This is a genomic window from Chitinophaga ginsengisegetis (assembly GCF_900168065.1).
Taxonomy (GTDB): Bacteria; Bacteroidota; Bacteroidia; order Chitinophagales; family Chitinophagaceae; genus Chitinophaga; species Chitinophaga ginsengisegetis.
This window is the reverse complement of the sequence record NZ_FUZZ01000003.1, coordinates 491,191-511,281: the sequence shown is the minus strand read 5'-3', so window position 1 is coordinate 511,281 and position 20,091 is coordinate 491,191. Positions and strand designations below refer to the sequence as shown.

Genomic DNA, 20,091 nt, shown 5'->3' with positions numbered 1-20,091 from the left:
TTCATGCGTCCATTTTTTGAATTACTGAAGAAAATTATTCAAACCGGTGTGGGAAAAACCCGGTTCCTGATGGCGGCAGTTGGTTTGGGCATTGCTATGTTGCTGATCCTCATTGCCATCCAGGCGCATTCCAACTTCAGCCAGCTGCTGTACAGCAGCAGAAACCAGAATGAAACGGCCGATTTCCTCGTGATCAATAAAACCATCACCAACGCCATGATGGGACAGTCGGCCAAGAGTATTTTTACCCCGGAAGAAATTGCCACTATAAAAAAGCAGCCATTCGTACAGTCGTTTGGGTTAGTAACCTCCAGCCAGTATAAAGTAGTGGTTCAGGCGCCCGGCGACCTGCACTTTGCTACTGATATGTTTTTTGAAGCAGTACCGGACAGCTTCCTGGATGTGAAAGGACAGGACTGGAAATGGAGTGAGGGCGACCGCACCATTCCTATTATTTTGCCTAACGACTTCCTGAACCTGTACAACTTCGGCTTTTCCCTGAGCCAGGACCTGCCGCAGATTTCACAGGAAACCGTGAAAGCATTGCCACTGCAGGTAAATATTTCCAACAACCAGGTATCGGATCAGTATATGGGGCATATTGTTGGTTTCTCCGACCGGATTTCCTCCTTCCTGGTACCGGCGTCTTTTATGGCCTGGGCCAATGAGAAATACGGCATGACCACTGCCGCGGGTACTTCCCGCGTAATCATTAAAACGCCGGACCCTTCTAACCCCGACCTGGTAAAGTTCCTGGAAGACAACGGCTATACTACCAACCAGGATAAGCTGAAGTTCAGCAAAACAAGACTGATTGTACAAACAATTGTATCGGTGGTGGGATTTTTTGGATTGATCTTACTGTTTTTTGCGTTGCTGGTTTTCAGCATGTTTATACAACTGGTGATTGCTTCCTGCAAGCGGGAAATTCAATTGCTGGTGATACTGGGCACTGCTCCCAAGCAGCTGCAACGGTACCTGCTGCGGCAGTTTGTACCCCTGTATATTGTTATCGGGATATTGTCGCTGTTGCTGGTAGCCGGACTGCAATACTGGGCGGCACGGGAGCTGGCGCAGCATGAAATGCTGGTAAGCACCTGGCCGGGCGTGCCTGTGTTTGCAGGTATTGCGCTGGTGTTAGGACTGGTGTATATCGTAAACCTCCTCACCGTGAGGAAGTATGTAAATAATATTTAGCCCTGTGGTGGCCGGTATGGCATGGTAAAAGTGTTTTTGCCTCTTTGTGAAATGAGCAGATAAGGCACCCAGATAGCCATGCGCAGCAATGGCCACAGGATAGAATTAATGTTGAAGATATCTTTTGGTTTTTCTGTTTTGAAGAGATAGTGATTCAGGGAATTATCTGCATAAATAAAAACAGTAGCAATAAAATAAAAGGTAGCCAGCGCAAAAGGGAAGGTATCTCTGCGTTGGAAAAACAGTACTGCCAGCAGGATACTGTATGCCAGCATAAATATATTGACCATCATTTCCATGATGAGGAAAAGCTGTACCACGGTGATATTTCCCAGATCCTGCCGGTCGGAAATACTGATCCAGTACGAGTAATCAAATACGGCCATTTTACAGATGCCAGTGATTTCTCCCATTGGCGTAAACACTAACCCGATGGCGAGAAGTACCAGTCCGCCGCCAATTGGCAGGGACTCCGGTGTTTCCCCGGCCGGGGTTACGGAATGTTTATAAAAAATAAATGCAAGGCCGGCAAACACGCCGGCAAATAACAACGCCAGTACAATGGCCAGCCAGTTTCCTTTTCCATCAGGATGGCGCGCAGCAGCGGTTCCCGGATTCCAGGTAAGATCCATAGAAGTTACTTCATTCATCTTCTTCAGATCCTTCACATATTGTGGTATAAACTTTACCGGGATATGATCGCTGAAGGTTTTGAAATGATAGGATAATATAACCTGCTGTTCCTTGATGGTAGCGGTATAGTCGAACGTGTAATATTCATTTTGTAAGTGCAGTGGCGTTTGATCCAGCGACCACTTAACGGGTGTATGCAGGATGATCTGGTAATCGAGGTCGTATGGATAGCGGATGCTGACAGGGATCTTACGTTTATCATCGGAGATAAAGGAAAGCGCATCATAAAAAGATTGCGCATTGGTAGTAAACAACAGTTTATTGCTGCTGCTGTCATTTTTCCAGATATCGTGTACCAGGTAGCTTTCGTTCACATATATGGTGTTGCCGGCAACGCTGTCGCGGGTGGTGATAGAGTCCCGGATCACCACATCTCCATAAAGCTTTTTATAAAAGGCGAGATAGGACTTCTCTTTGTCCTTCATGCTGGTACCTGCCAGTTCTGCGCGTTGTGCATCTGCATCATCGCGGTGGTAGGTAGTTACCACTTCCAGTTTCCCATCTTTATTTGCATCGTCCGGGAGTGTGAAGATTTCGCGGACGGCAATTTTGCCACGGGTAGTGGGGATGACAGGCGTGAGCTGTGTGGTGGTATCGGTTACCACTAATGCCCGCCCGTAATCGGGTTCGCATAAATCGGCGAGGCTTCCCCGTTGGTACGACATGGTACCATCCAGCCAGTATACTTTGTTATTCAGTACTGCGTGTACAATGGCATGGTTAAAGGCGTTGGGAGAAGGGAGTATTTCGCTGACGGCTTCCCGCAGGTCGGTATTCACATAAGCCATATCGGCCACGATGTTGTTAGCGCGCAGGATGGTGCAGAGTAGCAGGGCTTTGTCTTTACAATCCCCGAAACGCTGTGCCAGCACCCTGTCGGGGTTATTGGGGCGATGGGAGTATTCTCCCATTTCGATACCCATGTACCGGATATCGTCCTGAACAAACCGTAACGCCTGCAGCAGGTAGGTGGCAGGATTACCGTTGGCCGCCTTTTTAAACGCGGCGATTTTGCCGGCCAGCAGCGGGCCGGGAGCCGGTGTTTGGTTCACCTTCATGCCCCATTGCGCTACCTCTTTCCAGGAAGGATATTCGCTTACCTGTACGTAGGTAAAGGGATTGTACCAGGAAGGAACAAAGTTGGTGTTATCGGTTTCCCTTACGTCTACTTTATTCCATTCGTATACAGTGAGGCCGTTCCATGATTTCTGGAGAGGGGCTGCTGCATTATTATACCGTTTAAACCGGATTTGCCTTTGCGGGCTAACGATCAGGTTTTTATAGTAGTTAACAATAGGTTCGTAGGCAACGAAATAGATGCGGCTATCCAGTTTCCCGTTGAAGATGGGGTTGTCGCCGTTAATGGAATAGGCGTATTCTATCTGGTCGCCTTTCCGCACATCTTCGAGGATCAGGTAAGCCGTGTAGGTGCCGCTGTAGATGAAGCGCGACAGGTCCTGTTCTTTCTGAAGGAGCTTGAATGCTGCACCGGGCAGGCGGTTGATTTCCTTTCCGTCGCGGTGGATCACTATTTTATGGAACGTAAGTTTTTCGTATTGGGGGTCATAGTCCACTGAAATTTCTGAACCGTTCTGGATGCCTGCTTCCGAGATAATTTGCCGGATGAAGTGTTGGTAGTTGCTTTTCAGTTCTGCATGTCTTTGTTCTTCCAGCAGCAGGAGGTAATAGCCATCGCTGATATTTTTGGCGTTGGGTTTTTTGGAGAGATCGGGCGTGAAGGGAACGAGCCATGCCGGGGCCGGGCTGGTGTTTACTTTTTGGGCGGGTGCAATGGCGGGGGTTAGTATCAGCAGCAGGGATAATACTAACATCCAGGCACGGGAATTTATGACGTGCATAGTACAGTTATGTTGATTGATCCCCCTTTTTGGGCGGCCGGGTATAGGGGAATAAAAATTTTTGTTGATGAATTTACGGTTGTTTTCCGACAGTTAACATATAAACTGCAAAAGATGCGAGCCAGTGTTCGCCGGCATAGCTACCGCTGAAAACCTGTTTTAGTCCTGCTTCCATGTGTGCGTGGGCCAGTTGCTGAATGGCCTGCTGGTTTTTGCCGCCGTGTTCGGCGATGGCTTCCAGGCACCAGGTGCGGCTGAGGTTTAATCCATCGAGGTGAACGAGTTTTCCGTCGGTTCTGTCTTTTACCTGTGCCACCTGCAGGATACTTATCTTGTTTTCAAAGAGGCCGGGTAAAAACGCGTATAGCCATTTGCGGTAGTCGGCTTCCGGCATCACCCTGCGCATCAGGTCTGCTTCTTCGAGGGAGGGGGAGAGGAAGTCGTAGCCACCGGGTTCCCATTGTATAGGCGCATTTTTATCGGCGGCGTAGAAGCGCATGGCGGCGTTGTGTATGGCTTTTTGCAGGGCTTCATCTTTCGCGGTAACGGCATAGTCCCAGGCGAGGCATAATCCGAAGGCGAGGTTGGTATGTTCTCCCACGCGGATCGGGTACATGATTTTATCGAGGAACTGGATATAGGCGGTGGAAAACTGGGTGGCCAGTGGCTGCAGGTTTTGGCTCATGGTTTTACCCAGGGGATCGTTCCAGGTGAGCAGTTCATTTTGCAGTTGCAGGAGCCAGCTCCAGCCATAGATGCGTTCAAAGCTTTTGTTTTCAGCGCTGCTGAACAGTTGTTGTTCAATTTTTATATTTTCTGAAGATAGGTGTGCTGCCAGTTTGCTTCTGATGACGGAGGCTTTGGCCAGGTCGGGGTAAGACTTCAGCAGGCGCACCAGCATCCAGTGTCCGTGTACGCTGCTATGCCAGTCGAAACAGCCATAGAAAGCGGGGTGATAATTTTTCGGCGCCGTCAGCAATGAGCTGTCGGTGAATACGATCCCTGTTTTATAGGGGAATTCCAGGTCCAGGCATTTCAGGGGCAGTTCTGCCAGTTTATTGGCGATGTCCCGTGTTAAGCGGGTAGCTGGTGCCGGATTGGAAGAGGGTACCTGTGCGCTCATGTTGAATGAGAAAAGGAGGATGACGGATAATTGGCCTAAAAATTTCACGACGGAAGGATGCTTTTATCTGTTAAATAACAATTTTACGTAGAACATGGGTTGGCCCAGTTTCTTGCGGAGGTCTACCTCATGGAACATGCATGACATCAGGTCTTTCAGCTGTTTATTGCGGGAGCCCATTTTCATCAGCATGTTAAACAGCCACGGGTATTTGATGAGTTTCTGCAATTTGGTGCTTACCTGTAATTCCGGTCCGAGGATGCGGTATACGTGTTCATCGTATGCGTTGAAGAAGGTATCGGAATAGTCGTTAGCGGCAATGGCTGCAGCGGCTTGTTGGGCGGCTATTCTGCCGGAGTACAGGGCGTTGCCGATGCCTTCCCCGGTGAAGGGATCAATGAGAAATCCGGCGTCGCCAACCAGCATGTAGCGTTCCCCGTGCAGTTTTCTTTTTTTGCTGCCGAGGGGGAGGCCGTATCCGTCGATGCTACCGGTGAGTTCCGCGTTTTTGAAGCGTTCCTTCATTACGGGATCGGTGGCGATGGTATCCAGCATCAGCTGTTTCAGGTTTACCTTTTTGTTGCGGGCGGAGTTGCTGAGCATTCCTACGCCTACATTGGCTTCGCCATTGGGAAGGGGGAATATCCAGATATAGCCCGGGAGCATATTTTTCAGGAAGTGCAGTTCAATGAAGTTGTCTTTATGCAGGCCGGTGATGCCTTTGTAATAGGCGCGGATGCCGGCTACATAATGTTTGGGTTCCATTTTGATACCGGCCACATCGCGGGTGAAGCCGGAGTGGGCGCCGTTGGCTACTATTACCACGTCGGCTTTTACTTTGAAGGAGCCGTCTTTACTGGAGAGGTGGTATCCGTCTGGTTTCAGTTCATATTTATCGATGCTTGTGCCTTCGAACAAACGGATTTCGGAGCGGCGTTTCATTTCATCTACGAGGAAGTTATCAAAGTCGATACGTTTGCAAACGAAGCCCCGTGGGTTGCTCTTATCTTCCTGGTAACCCAGGCGGTAGGGGATGTCCATTCCGATACGGTTGGGTGCTACGAAGGTAACGCCCCAGCTGTCTGCTTTAAACATGGCTTCCTGGAGGCGTTGTCCGATGCCCTTGTCGATACGTTCCAGGAGGGTGAGTACTTTTCCGCTTAGTCCGTCTCCACATACTTTATCCCGTGGGAAAACGGCTTTATCTACCACGATACATTCAATGCCAAGCTGGGCGAGTTGCAGTGCTGCGGTGGCTCCGCCGGGTCCTGCGCCTATGATACAAACTTTTGTTTCCATTATTAATGATGCTGTTACGTGCTGGTAAGATACGGAATAGTGTGGATTTAGCAGAGGGGATTGCCTCCGTTAAAAATCCGCTATATTTGCCGTTCTTAAAAACACACGAAACATGTTTGGTGATTTATTTGGAAAGCTGACGCAGATCAAGCAGAAAATGCAGGAAGGCAAAGAGCGTCTGGCTACAGTAACTTTATCCGGTGAGGCCGGTGATGGCGCCGTAAAAGTAACCGTGGATGGTAACCGTCAGGTGAAAAGTATTGATATTGCGGAGCGTCTTTTTGCACCGGAGCATAAGGAAGAAATGGAAGACCTGTTGCTTACTGCTCTGAACCGTGCACTGAAAGATGCAGAGAATTCCTGGGAAGCAGAAATGAAAAACGCTGCCGGCGGAATGCTGGGTGGGCTGATGTAATATATTTTCAATACAGGGGATTGCCATATGTACCTTTAGTATATATGGCAATTTTATTTTATGGAAATACTGAATAAATTCTGCATTGCGTAAATAATATTCCGTTTCCGATACCATAATACCCCGCGCGTGGATTTTCTTTGCAGGTACGATCGACTCTGATATGAAAGTTTTCTTCCGGCGCATTCACTTATACCTGGGCCTTACTGCCGGCCTGGTCATTACTATCAGCTGCTTAACAGGTGCCTTACTGGTATTTGAGAAGGAGCTGACAGAGGCGTTTAACCACGACCGTTATTTTGTGGAGCCGGGAGGAGCGCGTTTACCGCTGGATAAGGTAGCCACATTGGTAAAGGAGGCCGTTCCCGGCGCAGGTATTTCGAGGATCCAGGTGTTTGCCGACCCCACCCGGACGCTACAGGTGCAACTGGAAGAAGGTAAAAAGGGCGGGCAGAAAGAAGCCGGAGCTGGTAAGGAGGGAAGAAAAAAAGGAACCGCAAAAGCCGGTGAAAAAGAAGCTGCCGGACCCAAAAAAGAAAAAGGACGTACGGCGTTTGTAAATCCCTACACCGGTAAAATAATTGAACTCTACAGCTATCAGCAAACATTCTACTACCAGGTATTTTCCCTGCACCGCTGGCTGCTGGCTGGCGCTGTTGGCAAGCTTATTACCGGTATCAGCACACTCATCTTTTTCTTTATCCTGGTTACGGGCATCATTCTCTGGTGGCCCAAAACGCGTAATATTTTCAGGCAGCGGATCAAAATTAAGTGGGATGGCAACTGGAAACGGGTGAATAATGATTTGCACATTGTGCTGGGTTTTTATACTTCCATCTTTCTTTTTGTAACTGTTTTCACTGGTTTAACCTGGTCGTTTGAATGGTTTAACAAAGCGTTGTACGCTTCATTGGGCACTTCCCCGAAGCCCCTGGCAGCACCGCTATCGGCTCCGGCAGTGGAGGCCAGTGGCAAAAGTATTTCTTATGAAACCGCAATGGCAGTAGTAAAACATGCTGTTCCTGATGCGCTGTTTTATTCCTTTACTGCGCCGAAAGACAGCTCCGCGGCTTTTATGGTAAGCCTGCTTCCGGCGGATGCCTTACATGAAGCGGCCACCACTACTTATTACCTGGATCAGTTCAATGGGAGCGTACTGACATCGCAAACTTTTGCGCAAAGGAACCTGGGGCAAAAGATCCGGGGAACCATAAAGCCACTGCACACCGGCGCTATCTTTGGTACGCCTTCCAAAATATTTGCTTTGATCCTTGCGTTGCTGGGCGCTATTTTCCCTGTTACAGGCACCCTGATGTGGCTGAACAGAACCCGGAAGAAAAAAAAGAAAGTGGCCTCTCCGGTTGTATCCAAAGAAACGACTGCACAGGTAGCATAAAACAGGCGCCTCTCTCCGTTTTCCGTTTCTGAAAACACCCTTCAGAAACGGTAGGTTTTTACCGCATTTCTCTCCATCCGCTTTTAACATTTTCTTTGCAAACCCTTACCCCTGCTAAGTTTTAACATTTCCACACAGAATATGGAATAGCATTTGGCATATACCTGCTAAATGATATTACCTATATGATTAATCAGTATGAAGTGCCAGCTTGTATTGAAGACACGATACCGGCACTAAGAAAAGCGTTACACCAGTTTCCGGCGGTATATCATATCTACGAAACCATCGGTTGTTTTACGGAGTATACCGACAAGCAGCTGAGGGAGCAGAATTTTACGGTAGCAGGCAAGTGTTTGCAACTGGCCGGCCGGTTATACGAACGGGGTAATACGGTTGTGAAAGAAGCGATTACCCGTATTTTTTTACCGGTACTTTGCCGGGTTCCCCTGGCAGATGCCGTGAGCAGGATCCGGATGTATTCACTGATACCGGATTCAATATATCCACTTTACATACAACATCAACTTACTGGTAATGGAAACAGATGAGGAGATTGTCGTCCGGTTGGCTACGGCTATGGACGTTGATTTTGCCCTGCTTATAGTGGCAGAAATGGAAGCCTCTGCAAAGGCAAGGGGCACCGGGATTGCGAAAAGAAATCCTCTTACTATTAAAGAAAAGATCCTGGAAGGGAAGGCCGTTATTGCCTTTACGGCGAAAGGAATATGGGCGGGATTTTCCTATATACAATCCTGGGAAGAAAACAGGTTTGTATCTAACAGCGGTTTAATTGTGGCGCCGGCATTCCGTGGATTGAAAGTGGCGCAGGCCATCAAGCAGAAAATATTTGAGTTAAGCCGGCTGCTTTATCCACAGGCAAAAATATTCAGTATCACCACCGGGTTACCTGTGATGAAACTAAATACCCGGTTGGGTTTTGAACCGGTTACTTATAATGAAATTACACATGACCCTCTTTTTTGGGAGGGATGTAAAAGTTGCGTGAACTATCCTATCCTGGCAGGCAAAAATTACAGGAATTGTTTGTGCACTGCCATGTTGTTTCAGCCGTTTCAATAATTGAAACAAGAGAACCCTCTTACGGTGAAATTACAGCCAATGAATCAACCGGCGATGCTTTTGCATTGCCGGTTTTTCGCGTGTTTATTATCCATTAAAGTTCACATCAATAATGAGTAGCTTATTGATTTTGTTTGTTGTTTTTTTGTAGCATCCATCCAGCCGGATGTAGTACCGGCTGATTTCGATTTGTACGGGCGGTTCGGGGAAGTTGTTCAGCTGTGCCACCCGGGCATAAGTGCCGGGGGTGCCATGATGCTTTACGTGTTGCTGTAAAGACTGTAAGCTGGCAGGAGGAAAGCGGCTTCTTTCTGCCGCCGTATATTTTTTGCAGATGAAGAAGTTGCTGGCTTCGGGGAGCAGTGTTTCCCAGGGAGAGCGGTAATGTTTCCATCCGGGCAATGGTTCCGTGTCAATAACAGCGCTGGTTTCGTAGCACTGGGATACTTTTATCCTGTCTGTTTCGCCGGTGGTAACGGCGAGCATCTGTCCTTCGATGGTATGGAGGTGTGCCAGCCGGAAGTAGAGGGTATCCGGGCGCAGTTCAAAGTCGTTGAGTTGTGCATCCGGTATGATCCAGTCCAGCGAAAAGTAGCAGTCACCGAAACGGATATACGTAGTAGAGTCGCGGCACACTACATATACTTCGTTGGAGGCTACCTTCATTGTTGGTGCAGGCATGGCTATCAGCTGCATGGTATCGATCTGCACGGGTTTATCCTTCACGGACTTTACGGTTCGATGGCAGGCAGGGAGCAACAGCAACGCGATTGCGGGGAATAAAAATATCTTCATGGTATACGGGATACTGTAACGAACATTGACGTCAGGAATAGTCCCCTCTTGCGTCCGGAAACAGTTACTCTGCGTCTACAGCGTCGGTTGTATCTACTTTCCTGTTAAGCGCCTCCCATAAAATATCTTTTAGTTCACTGAGGCCCTGGTTTGTAACAGAGGAAATAAATACATGTGGAACATCTTCCGGCAGCTCCGCGGATATAGCGGCTTTCAGCTCATCATCCAGCATATCGCTTTTACTGATGGCCAGCAGAAACTGTTTATCCAGTAATTCGGGATTATATTGTTCCAGTTCATTTACCAATACTTCAAAATCTTTGCGGTGGTCTGCACTATCAGCTGGAATAAGGAATAATAATACGGCGTTTCTTTCAATATGTCGTAAAAAACGGTGGCCTAAACCTTTTCCTTCGTGGGCGCCTTCGATGATACCGGGGAGATCGGCGATGCAAAACGATTTACTGTCGCGGTATTCCACCATTCCGAGTTGTGGGGTTAGCGTAGTAAAGGCGTAGTCGGCTACTTTAGGTTTAGCTGCGGTGATGGTAGACAACAGGGTGGATTTGCCGGCATTGGGGAAACCAACAAGTCCCACATCTGCCAAAACTTTTAACTCCACTACTTTCCAGCCTTCCCTGCCGGGCATGCCGGGTTGTGCATATTCGGGTGTTTGGTTGGTCGCAGATTTAAAGTAGGCGTTACCTTTACCGCCTTGTCCGCCGGGGATCCAGATAACTTCCTGGCCATCGTGGAGAATTTCGGCTTCTACCTGGCCGGTTTCTTCGTCTTTGGCCTGTGTGCCCAATGGAACTTCAATGATAATATCCTTACCAAAACGGCCGGTACAGTTGTCGCCACTGCCGTTTTCCCCATCTTCTGCAAGCAGGTTTTTATGCCAGCGGAGGTGCAGGAGGGTCCACAGCTGTGAATTACCTCTTAAAATAACATGCCCGCCTCTGCCGCCATCGCCGCCATCAGGGCCGGCCTGCGCATTAAACTTGGTACGCATAAAGTGCATACTGCCTGCGCCACCTTTCCCGGATTTACAAAATACACGGATATAATCTACAAAGTTTGCTTTTTCCACTAGTTCTCAATTTTTAATACTCTGGGGTCCCTTACCACAGAAAAACAAAACGCAAAGATCGTGAAGTTTGAGCTAATTAGCACCATCATGTGCCAGGAGCTCTTTACTTACAATCTTTGCGTTGTATAATAAGATGCTAAAAGTCTTTATCACAGCGGGATTCCGCTTACTGCACTTTTTCTCCTACCAGTTCATCCAGTTCTTTGGAGAGCAGTTCGAATACTTCTTCTTCGGTGCCGTCGCCTTTCACTTTTTTGAATTTGCCGAATTTGGCATAGTGATCAGCCACAGGAGCCGTTTTGCTATGGTATTCCACGATACGTGCTTTCACTACATCTTCAGAGGCATCATCGCTGCGGCCGGAGGTTAAGCCACGGTTCAGCAGGCGTTTAATCAGCGCATCTTCCGGTACTTCCAGTGAAAGAACGGTAGAAATAGAAGTTTTTTTCAGTGCGAGCAGCTTGTCCAGCGCCTCTGCCTGCGCAGTGGTACGGGGAAATCCGTCGAAAATGAAACCACGTGTATCAGGATTAGCGTCCAGTTTGGAACTGATCATGCCAATCACCACTTCATCCGGTACCAGCTGGCCCTGATCCATAAACTTCTTGGCTTCCAGACCCAGTGGCGTTTTATCACCGATCTCGCTGCGAAGCAAATCGCCCGTGGAAAGATGAATAAGTCCGTACTTCTGGATAATGTTAGCACTTTGTGTACCCTTGCCGCTACCGGGAGGGCCAAATAAAATGAGATTGACCATGTTTTATTAAAATCTACTTTACTCGCAAGGTTGCAAATATAAGAAACAGATGAATGTATTGGTAATTAAAATTACGATTGATTAAACTAAATGTAAATATTCTGACAAAATAGTAAACACATTTTAATTTTTTACCAGAATTCGTAAAATATCTTCAACAGGGTATTCTAATTTAATGAAATACTTTGGATCTGACAAAATCATATGATTATTATTAGTAATTCTTTGATATTCAGGGCTGTCACTCTGGATTTACGCATGAATATTTGTAAGTTTATGACATGAGGAAACAATTATTGGTTGCAGGACTTACAGGCCTAATGATGACAGGCAGCGCCATCTCAGCGCCCCTGGTGTTTAAGGAAAAGAAGAAGCATAAAAAAGTGACCGCACAAAAGGTGACGCCACAGCAGGACAAAGCCTCACAGTGGGCAGATAGTGTGTTTCAGTCGCTTACCCCCGAAGAACGCATTGCCCAGCTTATTATGATCCGGGCGCATTCCAATCTCGGGCAGGACCATATTAATGCCGTCATTAAAGATATACAGGATAATAAAGTAGGAGGAATTATCTTTTTCCAGGGTGGCCCGGTACGGCAGGCCAATCTTACCAACTACTATCAATCTATTTCCAAAGTACCCTTACTGGTGGCCATCGATGGCGAATGGGGCCTCGGCATGCGCCTCGACAGCGTTATTTCGCTGCCGCGGAACATGATGATAGGCGCCATGCAGGATACCGCACTGGCCTATGATGCCGGAAAGCTCATGGGAGAACAATGCCGCCGTCTCGGGATTCATATCGACTTTGCGCCGGACATGGATGTGAATAACAACCCATCCAACCCCGTAATCAACGACCGCTCCTTTGGAGAAAATAAATACCAGGTAGCCCGCATGGGGGTAGCTACCATAAGAGGCATGCAGGACGCCGGTATTATGGCCTGCGCCAAACACTTCCCCGGTCATGGCGATACCAACGTGGATTCGCACCTGGATCTGCCGACTATCAATAAAACGCGCGCCCAGCTGGATTCGCTGGAGCTGTATCCTTTCCGCGAAGCCATTGCCGCCGGTGTGCAATCTGTGATGATCGGCCATCTTTATATTCCATCTATCGATAAAAAACCAAATACGCCTACTTCCATTTCTTATAATGCCGTTACCAAACTACTGAAAGATGAAATGGGTTTTAAAGGACTGATTGTAACCGATGCACTTGAAATGAAAGGCATCGCAAAATTTTATACCAACGGACAGGAATCCTTACAGTCGCTGCTTGCGGGCAACGACCTGATGATCCTTCCTTCTACCGCTGAAGGCAGTGTAACGGCCATCAAAAAAGCGATCAAAGCGGGTAAGATCAGCCAGGAAGAAGTAGACGGACGTGTGAAAAAAGTGCTGCGCGCCAAATACAACCTCGGACTGTGGCAGCCGCAACATATCAATACCGATCATCTGGCGGAAGATATCAACGCCAAAACAGATCTTTTACGTAAACGTATTGCGGAAAATGCGATCACCCTGGTACGCAACGATAAAAAACTGGTGCCTTTTTCACCGGCCATGACCCAGCAAAAGCTGGCGGTGATTGCTGTTGGAGCGGATGCCAGCAACACTTTCCTGGAAACCGTGAAGAATTATAAACCCGGTACGGACGCATTTATTTTCACTTCTCGGCAAACGGTACAACAGATTGCACCTATTGTATCCCGCATCCAGCGCGACTACAAGGCGGTTATTATCAGTTTGCACGACTACAGCCGCCGGCCCGCAGGAAACTTTGGATTGTCTATGGCGGAACGGTTGATTATCCGTCAGCTGCAATCGGAAATGCCTTCAGTAACTGTTGTTTTTGGTAACCCGTATGCGATCCAGTATTTCTGTGATGCGCCTCACCTGGTGGCTGCTTATGAAGATGACAGCACTACCCAGAGAGCGGCTGCAGATCTGCTTTTCGGGCAGCTGGGCCCCTCCGGAAAATTACCGGTAACCGTTTGCCCGGATTTACCTTCCGGCACCGGCATCACTTATGAAGTGAACAAGTTTCATTTATTGCCCACAGCCACTGCAAAGGAAGCAGGCATTAATGAACAGGCGTTGCTGCAGATCGATGGTTTAGCTAACGATATGATTGCCCGCGGCGCAGCGCCGGGAGCGCAGGTGCTTGCCCTGAAGGATGGAAAAATTATTTATAACCGTTGCTTCGGTCATTACGAATACAACAAACAGGAACCCGTGTCGCCAACGGCTATTTATGACCTGGCCTCGGTAACCAAAGTATGTGCTACCACGTTATCGGTGATGCGGTTATATGACGAAGGGAAACTGAACCTGGACGCCACATTGGGCGTATACCTGCCGCAGGTGCTGGGCACTGATAAAGCAGGGTTACGGATCCGCGATATTCTTTTGCACCAGGCAGGACTGGTAGCTTTTATACCCTTTTATAAAGAAACCCTTTACAACAATGCGCAGCCCGACACGGTGTTATATCACAGCAGTCCCGATGCTACGCACGGCATCCGCGTGGCAGAACAGATGTACATGGAAAACAGCTATGTTGATACCATGTGGCAAAGGATATTAGACAGTAAGTTGTCGCCCCGGCAGGGTTATGTTTACAGCGACTGTGATTTTATTTTCCTGGGAAAAATTGTAGAGCAATTAACGGGTAAGAAGCTGAATGAGTATGTGCGTGAAACGTTTTACGTACCGCTGGGATTGGCTACCACCGGCTTTTTACCGAGAACGCGTTTTCCTTTGTCGGAGATTGTTCCTACAGAGCGCGAGTATTCTTTCCGTATGCAGTTATTACGGGGAGATGTGCATGACCCCGGCGCCGCTATGTTTGGCGGGGTGGCGGGGCATGCCGGATTATTTTCCGATGCGCATGATGTGGCAGTAATTATGCAGATGTTGCTGAATAAAGGATCTTTCAATGGCGTACAATATATTAAGCCGGAAACGGTGAAGTTGTTTACGGCCTATAACAGCAATATCAGCCGTCGTGGCCTGGGATTTGACAAGCCGGAAAAAGACAATGCCACCCGGCGGGAGCCATACCCGGCCAGGAGCGCTTCTGCGGCTACTTTCGGGCATACCGGTTATACCGGTACCTGTGTATGGGCTGACCCAACATCGGGATTGGTATTTATTTTCCTGAGCAACCGGGTGTATCCTAACGGTGGCGTTAATACGAAAATAGCGGCGTTACATACCCGGGAGAAAATGTTTGAAGCGGTGTATGAGTCTGCCCGCAAATAAGAAATAACGGATAATAAAAGAAGAGGTGGTATCGTTTAACGGATACCACCTCTTTTCATTTTTCAATTATGCGATGCGGGACTACTCTGATACGGAAACGCTCCTGTTGATCATGGTTTGCGTTTTTATGGCAATAGCTTTCTCTGCCAGTTTGTTTTTGCCGCTTCTGATTTCGAAGGTGTAATCTCCATCCTCGAGAGAACCGAGGTTGTAACGTGCTTCAAAGCGCAGGGTGGCGGGCAGTGTTTCGCGGTGCAGCGTGTTATTGAAATTGTCTTTTATGTAGAGCGTCAGCTTTTCGTTGGAAGGATTATCCACAGAAAGCTGGAATAACAGCTGATCCTTTTGCAATTGTGTGATGTGTACGTTGAAAGCCTCGATGGGAGCTTCGGGTACAGGTTTTTCTTTTGCCAGTCGTGCTGCATTATAAGCAAAGGTTTTTGACTGTGCTGCAGCATGTAAAATTGGAAAGAGGATAGTAACAAATACCAACAAAGCTACTTTGGGTGCTAAAACAACAAAACGTAAGTGTTTCATGACATTATTTTTTTAATGTGTTCGTCTTTTTTTTAATTAGGGCGGTATTAGCTAATACAATGGTGCCGTTTAAATTTTCAATGCAAAGCTCCGACTTGCGGATTAACGGAACATTACGCCTTTGTTAAAATAATGTGAGTATTTAGCCCGCTTGTTCGGCATTCATTCCCTATTTTTGCAGCGTTTATGGAAGCAGTTACAATAAAAAATAACCGCCCCGTGGCTATCTGGTTATATATAGGCGTGGGCATGTTGATAGTTCAGGTATTGCTGGGAGGGATCACCCGTTTAACCGGCTCGGGCCTGTCCATTACTGAATGGCAGCCGCTGCTGGGCGCTTTCCCACCAATGAATGAAGCCGCCTGGCAGAAAGCATTTGATGGCTATAAACAGATAGCGCAGTACAAGTATGTTAATAATCACTTTACCTTATCGGATTTTAAGTTCATTTTTTTCTGGGAGTGGCTGCATCGTGACTGGGCGAGGCTGATGGGATTTGTGTTTATCATTCCGTTTATCTACTTTATTATTAAGAAGAAGATTAACAAGAGTATGATTAACCCGATGATCATCCTGTTTGTATTGGGGGGCTTGCAGGGCTTGATAGGATGGATCATGGTGAAGAGTGGCCTGAATGAAGAAAATTTGTATGTTAACCATATCCGCCTGGCTATTCATTTTATATCTGCGCTGGTATTGCTGGCATATGTATTCTGGTTTGCGCTGAAACTGAGCGTACATCCGATAGAAATATTAAAAGTTCCCGCTTTATACAAACTGAACATCTGGTTGCTGGTATTGCTGGTAGTGCAACTGGTATACGGCGCCTTCATGGCCGGATTACATACCGCACTGGTGGCGAACACCTGGCCGGATATCAATGGTTCCTGGGTGCCCGCCGGCATGTTTTCCCAGGGTGGATTTGCTACAGATATTGCGCATAACCCGATAACCATTCAATTTATACATCGCGGACTGGCTTACCTGATCACTATCCTCATCGCTGTTTGGTGGTGGAAAGCAGCGCAAACGCCGGCAAACAGCCTGTTACACGCCATCCGTTACCTGCCTTTGCTGTTGGTATTGCTGCAGGTGCTGCTGGGCGTGCTGACCCTGTTAAACAGCCAGGTGAAGATTCCTGTGAGTTATGGAATTTTGCACCAGGGCGTGGGAATGTTGCTGATGCTGTCGCTGATCTGGACCCTGTTCCTTAGCAGGGGCGTTAGAAACGGGAATTGATTTTCCGCCCGGACCAAATTCCCGCAGCCATAAATCCGTAAATTTTCCGTAGGTTTATTCGTAATAATCGTCTGATGAAGGTGAAGTTATTACTGATAAAAACTTACTATTCTTTCCCTATACAGTTGCTGCTCCTGCATTTCAGGAAGTACCAGGTATTACTTATTTTTTGGGTGATCCTGTTCAGCACCATCAACGGCGGTTTTGCCAAGGTGTTTGGCGGAGATGCACTTTACCTGGCGCCGGAATACCTGGGCAAAGTAAATTTCTACAGTACTACTATCCTGGGACTGGCCACCGGCATGTTTATCATGAGCTGGCAAATTACCACCTTCATTTTGCATACCGGACGGTTTAAGTTCCTGGCCACCACTTCCCAGCCATTTTTCAGGTATTGTCTTAATAATGCTATCATCCCGCTGATATTCATTTTCAGCATGCTTTACCGCGGATGGGAATACCAGCGTTACGAACAGCTCAACACCGTTCCGGATATTATGCTGCTGGGCGAAGGGTTTATCTGTGGGGTATTGTTTATCTTCTTCTTCTGTTTTTTTTATTTTTTTAATGCAGATAAAAATATCGGCCGCCGCCTGGAAAAGCGTTTCGGTAATCCGCGTAATTTCCTGCGGATGATCCTGAAACCCAACCAGGACCCCGACGAAAATGCACTGCCCGTTCATAATTATTTCTCCACGCCCTGGCGCATCAGAAGGGCGAGGAATGTAGATCACTACAATAAGCACTACCTCGACAGCATCCTTAAACAACATCACTTTGCGGCCATGATCACCGTGGGCTGCTCGCTGGTTTTCCTGGTGATACTGGCTTACATGATGGATTACGATATGTTCAGAATTCCGGCCGGTGCCAGTGTGTTGATTTTTTTCGCATTTCTCATTGGAGTGGCCGGTGCCTTTTCCTATATGCTACAAACCTGGTCTATTCCCATATTGCTGGTGATGTTGTTTGGTTTGAACTGGATGGTGGAACATAACTGGGTAGATAACCGCAATAAGGCTTACGGCCTGAATTACCGGGACAAAAAAGCGCGTCCCGAATATAGTGTGGCGGCTTTGCAACAATTTTTTACCCGGGAGAAATATGAAGCGGATAAGAAACAAACCTTACTGATATTAGAGAACTGGAGAAAGAAATTTCCGGCGGGGAAAAAGCCCCCGCTCATTGTGATGAACTTCAGCGGCGGCGGCAGCCGTTCGGCCACCTGGAGCGTAAATGTATTACAACGGCTGGACAGCATGCTGCAAGGCCGGTTGATGAAGCATACCGTGCTCATGACCGGCGCTTCCGGTGGTATGCTGGGCGCCAGTTATTTCCGGGAGCTATATTATGAACAGCAGCAGGGCAAGCCTATCCGCCTGTCTGATAATATCTATGCCGAGAAGGTGTCGCAGGATTTACTCAATTCTGTATTTTCGGCTATGGCAGTGAATGATTTTATTACGCCCTGGAGAAGTTTCAGCATCGGGAAAAATCGTTACGCAAAAGACAGGGGCTATGCGTTTGAAATGCAGCTGAATGAGCATACAGACAGTGCTTTGGATAAAACGCTGAAAGATTACCATGCGCCGGAAGCCAATGCAGAAATTCCTATGCTGATATGGAATGCTACCATCAATGCAGACGGGCGCCGGTTAATGATTTCCCCGCAGCCGATCAGTTATTTGTGCAGCCCGCAGTATCAGTATCCCACACGGCAGGTAAGGGATATCGACGGCGTGGATTTCGGGCAATACTTTGCGGCGCAGGATGCGATGGATCTGCGTGTAACCAGCGCAATCCGTATGTGTGCAACTTTTCCTTATGTGCTGCCGAATGCGTTTCTGCCCAGTAATCCTATTGTGGATGTGATGGATGCCGGTATCCGCGATAATTTTGGCCAGCAAACCACGTTGCGTTATTTGTATACATTTAATAAATGGATCAATGAAAATACCAGCGGGGTGATATATATCCAGATCCGCGACACCCGCAAAAATGATATTTCCCCTATCAAGAAAACAAAGGATCTGAGCGACCTGTTGTTTGAGCCGTTGTTTACCATGCAACAGCACTGGAGCGCCATGCAGGATTTTGACCAAGATGATTTACTGAACTACATGGAAGGATATTTCCCGGAGAAGTTTCACCGGGTGATTTTCCAGTATGTGCCGCAAAAGCAGGACAAGGCGGCGGCTTTGTCGTGGCATCTTACCTCCCGGGAGAAACTGGATATTGCGCATGCACTGGATAATCCTGCCAATCAGAGTGCATTGGAGTATGTGGTGAAGCTGCTGGAAGAATAGCATTATTCACGGTGTTTAATTAAAATAAATTTCCTGTTATTCCTGCAAAAACTTCAGCAGGGGAGCAATGAACTTCGTATAGGCTTCAATGTGGGGAAGATGTCCTACACCTTCAATGGGAACGAGTGTGGCGTGTGGAATTTTTTTCGCAGCATTGTTTCCCAGTTCAGGGTAATTCCCCATTGTTTTGCGCACTTCTTCCGGGACATTGGCTTTGCCTAAAGCGGTGCGGTCGCGTTGTCCTATAATGAGGAGGGTGGGGGCAGTAACATTTTGAAACTCATATAGCACCGGTTGGGTAAAAATCATATCGTAGGTGAGGGCGGAGTTCCAGGCCACCAGCGAGTAGTCGGGGCTGCTGGTCCAGCTGGCCTGCAGCTGTGCCCATTTATCGTAGGTGGGCGACCACTTGCCGGCGTAGTAGCTGTCCATCATATATTGTTTGATCTTCTCATAGTTCTGTTGCAATTCTGCTTTGTACCATTTATCTACTGACTGGTAAGGTACTTTCACTTTCCAGTCTTCCAGCCCGATGGGGTTTTCCAGGATTAGTTTCTCGGTTACTTCCGGGTACATCAGGGCGAACCTGGTGGCCAGCATACCGCCCATTGAATGGCCGAGCACTGCTGTTTTGGTGATGTGCAGGGAGTCGAGCAATGTTTTGGTGTTTTGCGCCAGTAGCTGAAAGCTGTATTGCAGGTGTTCGGGTTTTGAGGATTTACCAAAGCCAATCTGATCCGGGATGACAACGCGGTATCCGTTATTGCTGAGGTCTGCTGCGGTGCTGTCCCAATAGGCGCCGCAGAAATTTTTGCCGTGGAGGAGTACAACTGTTTTGCCATTGGGGCGGGAGGGTTGAACATCCATGTAGGCCATTTGAAGGGCCTGTCCCTGTATTTGTAATTTCAGGAAATGCACCGGGAACGGGTATTTATATCCGGAGAGGGTGATATCCTGGGCTGGTATTTGTGCATATATCCGGGAGGAGATGAGGGAGAGGCAGACGATGGCGAGGATATATAATTTCTTTTTCATG

Annotated in this window: 16 protein-coding genes; 8 read left to right on the top strand and 8 right to left on the bottom strand. The window is 47.8% G+C overall.

Features of this window, described 5'->3' with window-relative positions:
* The first annotated feature begins 3 nt into the window (after positions 1 to 3).
* The gene (locus B5Z18_RS20740) at positions 4 to 1,197 is read left to right on the top strand and encodes an FtsX-like permease family protein (RefSeq protein WP_079471414.1); all 1,194 of its coding nucleotides are present in this window, start codon (positions 4 to 6) and stop codon (positions 1,195 to 1,197) included.
* Here B5Z18_RS20740 and B5Z18_RS20735 read toward each other — a convergent pair.
* From B5Z18_RS20735 to B5Z18_RS20725, 3 genes are all read right to left on the bottom strand, one after another.
* Entirely contained in the window at positions 1,194 to 3,722 is a 2,529-nt protein-coding gene (locus B5Z18_RS20735; protein WP_159454373.1) for a DUF3857 domain-containing protein, read from the bottom strand. The genes B5Z18_RS20740 and B5Z18_RS20735 overlap by 4 nt on opposite strands.
* A 100-nt stretch (positions 3,723 to 3,822) precedes the next feature.
* Complete coding sequence (locus B5Z18_RS20730) at positions 3,823 to 4,872, bottom strand: DUF2891 domain-containing protein (protein WP_079471412.1); 1,050 nt, start codon at positions 4,870 to 4,872, stop codon at positions 3,823 to 3,825.
* Positions 4,873 to 4,935: 63 nt separating this feature from the next.
* Positions 4,936 to 6,171: an NAD(P)/FAD-dependent oxidoreductase gene (locus B5Z18_RS20725; protein WP_227024454.1), complete on the bottom strand. Its 1,236-nt coding sequence runs from the start codon at positions 6,169 to 6,171 to the stop codon at positions 4,936 to 4,938.
* Between the two features lie 112 nt (positions 6,172 to 6,283).
* Here B5Z18_RS20725 and B5Z18_RS20720 point away from each other — a divergent pair, with 112 nt between their 5' ends.
* The 4 genes from B5Z18_RS20720 (at position 6,284) to B5Z18_RS20705 (ending at position 9,065) form a co-directional block, all read left to right on the top strand.
* A complete protein-coding gene (locus tag B5Z18_RS20720) occupies positions 6,284 to 6,586 on the top strand; it encodes a YbaB/EbfC family nucleoid-associated protein (RefSeq protein WP_079471409.1) in 303 nt (100 codons plus the stop codon).
* A gap of 163 nt (positions 6,587 to 6,749) precedes the next feature.
* On the top strand, positions 6,750 to 7,982 hold the full coding sequence (locus tag B5Z18_RS20715; RefSeq protein ID WP_079471408.1) for a PepSY-associated TM helix domain-containing protein: 1,233 nt from the start codon (positions 6,750 to 6,752) through the stop codon (positions 7,980 to 7,982).
* 185 nt (positions 7,983 to 8,167) lie between these two features.
* Positions 8,168 to 8,533, top strand: coding sequence for a DUF7674 family protein (locus B5Z18_RS20710; RefSeq protein ID WP_079471407.1), 366 nt, complete (start codon positions 8,168 to 8,170; stop codon positions 8,531 to 8,533).
* Complete coding sequence (locus tag B5Z18_RS20705; protein WP_079471405.1) at positions 8,520 to 9,065, top strand: GNAT family N-acetyltransferase; 546 nt, start codon at positions 8,520 to 8,522, stop codon at positions 9,063 to 9,065. Before B5Z18_RS20710 ends, B5Z18_RS20705 begins: the two co-directional genes overlap by 14 nt.
* A gap of 87 nt (positions 9,066 to 9,152) precedes the next feature.
* On the opposite strand, the gene B5Z18_RS20700 is transcribed toward B5Z18_RS20705, so the two are convergent.
* The 3 genes from B5Z18_RS20700 to B5Z18_RS20690 all read right to left on the bottom strand — a co-directional run bounded on the left by B5Z18_RS20700 (position 9,153) and on the right by B5Z18_RS20690 (position 11,707).
* Positions 9,153 to 9,860 (bottom strand): hypothetical protein, encoded by a 708-nt coding sequence (locus B5Z18_RS20700; RefSeq protein ID WP_143313653.1) that lies wholly within the window; start codon positions 9,858 to 9,860, stop codon positions 9,153 to 9,155.
* Positions 9,861 to 9,924: 64 nt separating this feature from the next.
* Positions 9,925 to 10,950, bottom strand: coding sequence for a GTPase ObgE (gene obgE / locus B5Z18_RS20695; protein WP_079471403.1), 1,026 nt, complete (start codon positions 10,948 to 10,950; stop codon positions 9,925 to 9,927).
* 166 nt (positions 10,951 to 11,116) lie between these two features.
* Positions 11,117 to 11,707: an adenylate kinase gene (locus B5Z18_RS20690; RefSeq protein ID WP_079471402.1), complete on the bottom strand. Its 591-nt coding sequence runs from the start codon at positions 11,705 to 11,707 to the stop codon at positions 11,117 to 11,119.
* A gap of 281 nt (positions 11,708 to 11,988) precedes the next feature.
* Here B5Z18_RS20690 and B5Z18_RS20685 point away from each other — a divergent pair, with 281 nt between their 5' ends.
* On the top strand, positions 11,989 to 14,973 hold the full coding sequence (locus B5Z18_RS20685) for a serine hydrolase domain-containing protein (protein ID WP_079471401.1): 2,985 nt from the start codon (positions 11,989 to 11,991) through the stop codon (positions 14,971 to 14,973).
* A gap of 81 nt (positions 14,974 to 15,054) precedes the next feature.
* On the opposite strand, the gene B5Z18_RS20680 is transcribed toward B5Z18_RS20685, so the two are convergent.
* The gene (locus B5Z18_RS20680) at positions 15,055 to 15,510 is read right to left on the bottom strand and encodes a hypothetical protein (RefSeq protein ID WP_079471400.1); all 456 of its coding nucleotides are present in this window, start codon (positions 15,508 to 15,510) and stop codon (positions 15,055 to 15,057) included.
* A 186-nt stretch (positions 15,511 to 15,696) separates the two neighbouring features.
* Between B5Z18_RS20680 and B5Z18_RS20675 the strand changes: the two genes are divergently transcribed.
* Together B5Z18_RS20675 and B5Z18_RS20670 are read left to right on the top strand one after the other, a co-directional pair.
* Positions 15,697 to 16,749: a COX15/CtaA family protein gene (locus B5Z18_RS20675; protein WP_079471399.1), complete on the top strand. Its 1,053-nt coding sequence runs from the start codon at positions 15,697 to 15,699 to the stop codon at positions 16,747 to 16,749.
* A 74-nt stretch (positions 16,750 to 16,823) separates the two neighbouring features.
* Positions 16,824 to 19,055, top strand: a complete 2,232-nt coding sequence (locus B5Z18_RS20670) for a patatin-like phospholipase family protein (RefSeq protein WP_079471398.1) — start codon at positions 16,824 to 16,826, stop codon at positions 19,053 to 19,055.
* A gap of 36 nt (positions 19,056 to 19,091) precedes the next feature.
* On the opposite strand, the gene B5Z18_RS20665 is transcribed toward B5Z18_RS20670, so the two are convergent.
* Positions 19,092 to 20,090 (bottom strand): alpha/beta fold hydrolase, encoded by a 999-nt coding sequence (locus B5Z18_RS20665; protein ID WP_079471397.1) that lies wholly within the window; start codon positions 20,088 to 20,090, stop codon positions 19,092 to 19,094.
* Between the last annotated feature and the right edge of the window lies 1 nt (position 20,091).

Bases quoted from the DNA above. Each gene is read 5' to 3' on its own strand.
- B5Z18_RS20670 (WP_079471398.1), top strand. From the start codon at position 16,824: ATGAAGGTGAAGTTATTACTGATAAAAACTTACTATTCTTTCCCTATA.
- B5Z18_RS20720 (WP_079471409.1), top strand. From the start codon at position 6,284: ATGTTTGGTGATTTATTTGGAAAGCTGACGCAGATCAAGCAGAAAATG.
- B5Z18_RS20710 (WP_079471407.1), top strand. From the start codon at position 8,168: ATGATTAATCAGTATGAAGTGCCAGCTTGTATTGAAGACACGATACCG.
- B5Z18_RS20705 (WP_079471405.1), top strand. From the start codon at position 8,520: ATGGAAACAGATGAGGAGATTGTCGTCCGGTTGGCTACGGCTATGGAC.
- B5Z18_RS20685 (WP_079471401.1), top strand. From the start codon at position 11,989: ATGAGGAAACAATTATTGGTTGCAGGACTTACAGGCCTAATGATGACA.
- B5Z18_RS20680 (WP_079471400.1), bottom strand. From the start codon at position 15,510: ATGAAACACTTACGTTTTGTTGTTTTAGCACCCAAAGTAGCTTTGTTG.
- B5Z18_RS20740 (WP_079471414.1), top strand. From the start codon at position 4: ATGCGTCCATTTTTTGAATTACTGAAGAAAATTATTCAAACCGGTGTG.
- B5Z18_RS20715 (WP_079471408.1), top strand. From the start codon at position 6,750: ATGAAAGTTTTCTTCCGGCGCATTCACTTATACCTGGGCCTTACTGCC.
- B5Z18_RS20735 (WP_159454373.1), bottom strand. From the start codon at position 3,722: ATGTTAGTATTATCCCTGCTGCTGATACTAACCCCCGCCATTGCACCC.
- B5Z18_RS20675 (WP_079471399.1), top strand. From the start codon at position 15,697: ATGGAAGCAGTTACAATAAAAAATAACCGCCCCGTGGCTATCTGGTTA.
- B5Z18_RS20665 (WP_079471397.1), bottom strand. From the start codon at position 20,090: ATGAAAAAGAAATTATATATCCTCGCCATCGTCTGCCTCTCCCTCATC.
- B5Z18_RS20725 (WP_227024454.1), bottom strand. From the start codon at position 6,171: ATGGAAACAAAAGTTTGTATCATAGGCGCAGGACCCGGCGGAGCCACC.
- B5Z18_RS20690 (WP_079471402.1), bottom strand. From the start codon at position 11,707: ATGGTCAATCTCATTTTATTTGGCCCTCCCGGTAGCGGCAAGGGTACA.
- B5Z18_RS20700 (WP_143313653.1), bottom strand. From the start codon at position 9,860: ATGAAGATATTTTTATTCCCCGCAATCGCGTTGCTGTTGCTCCCTGCC.
- B5Z18_RS20730 (WP_079471412.1), bottom strand. From the start codon at position 4,872: ATGAGCGCACAGGTACCCTCTTCCAATCCGGCACCAGCTACCCGCTTA.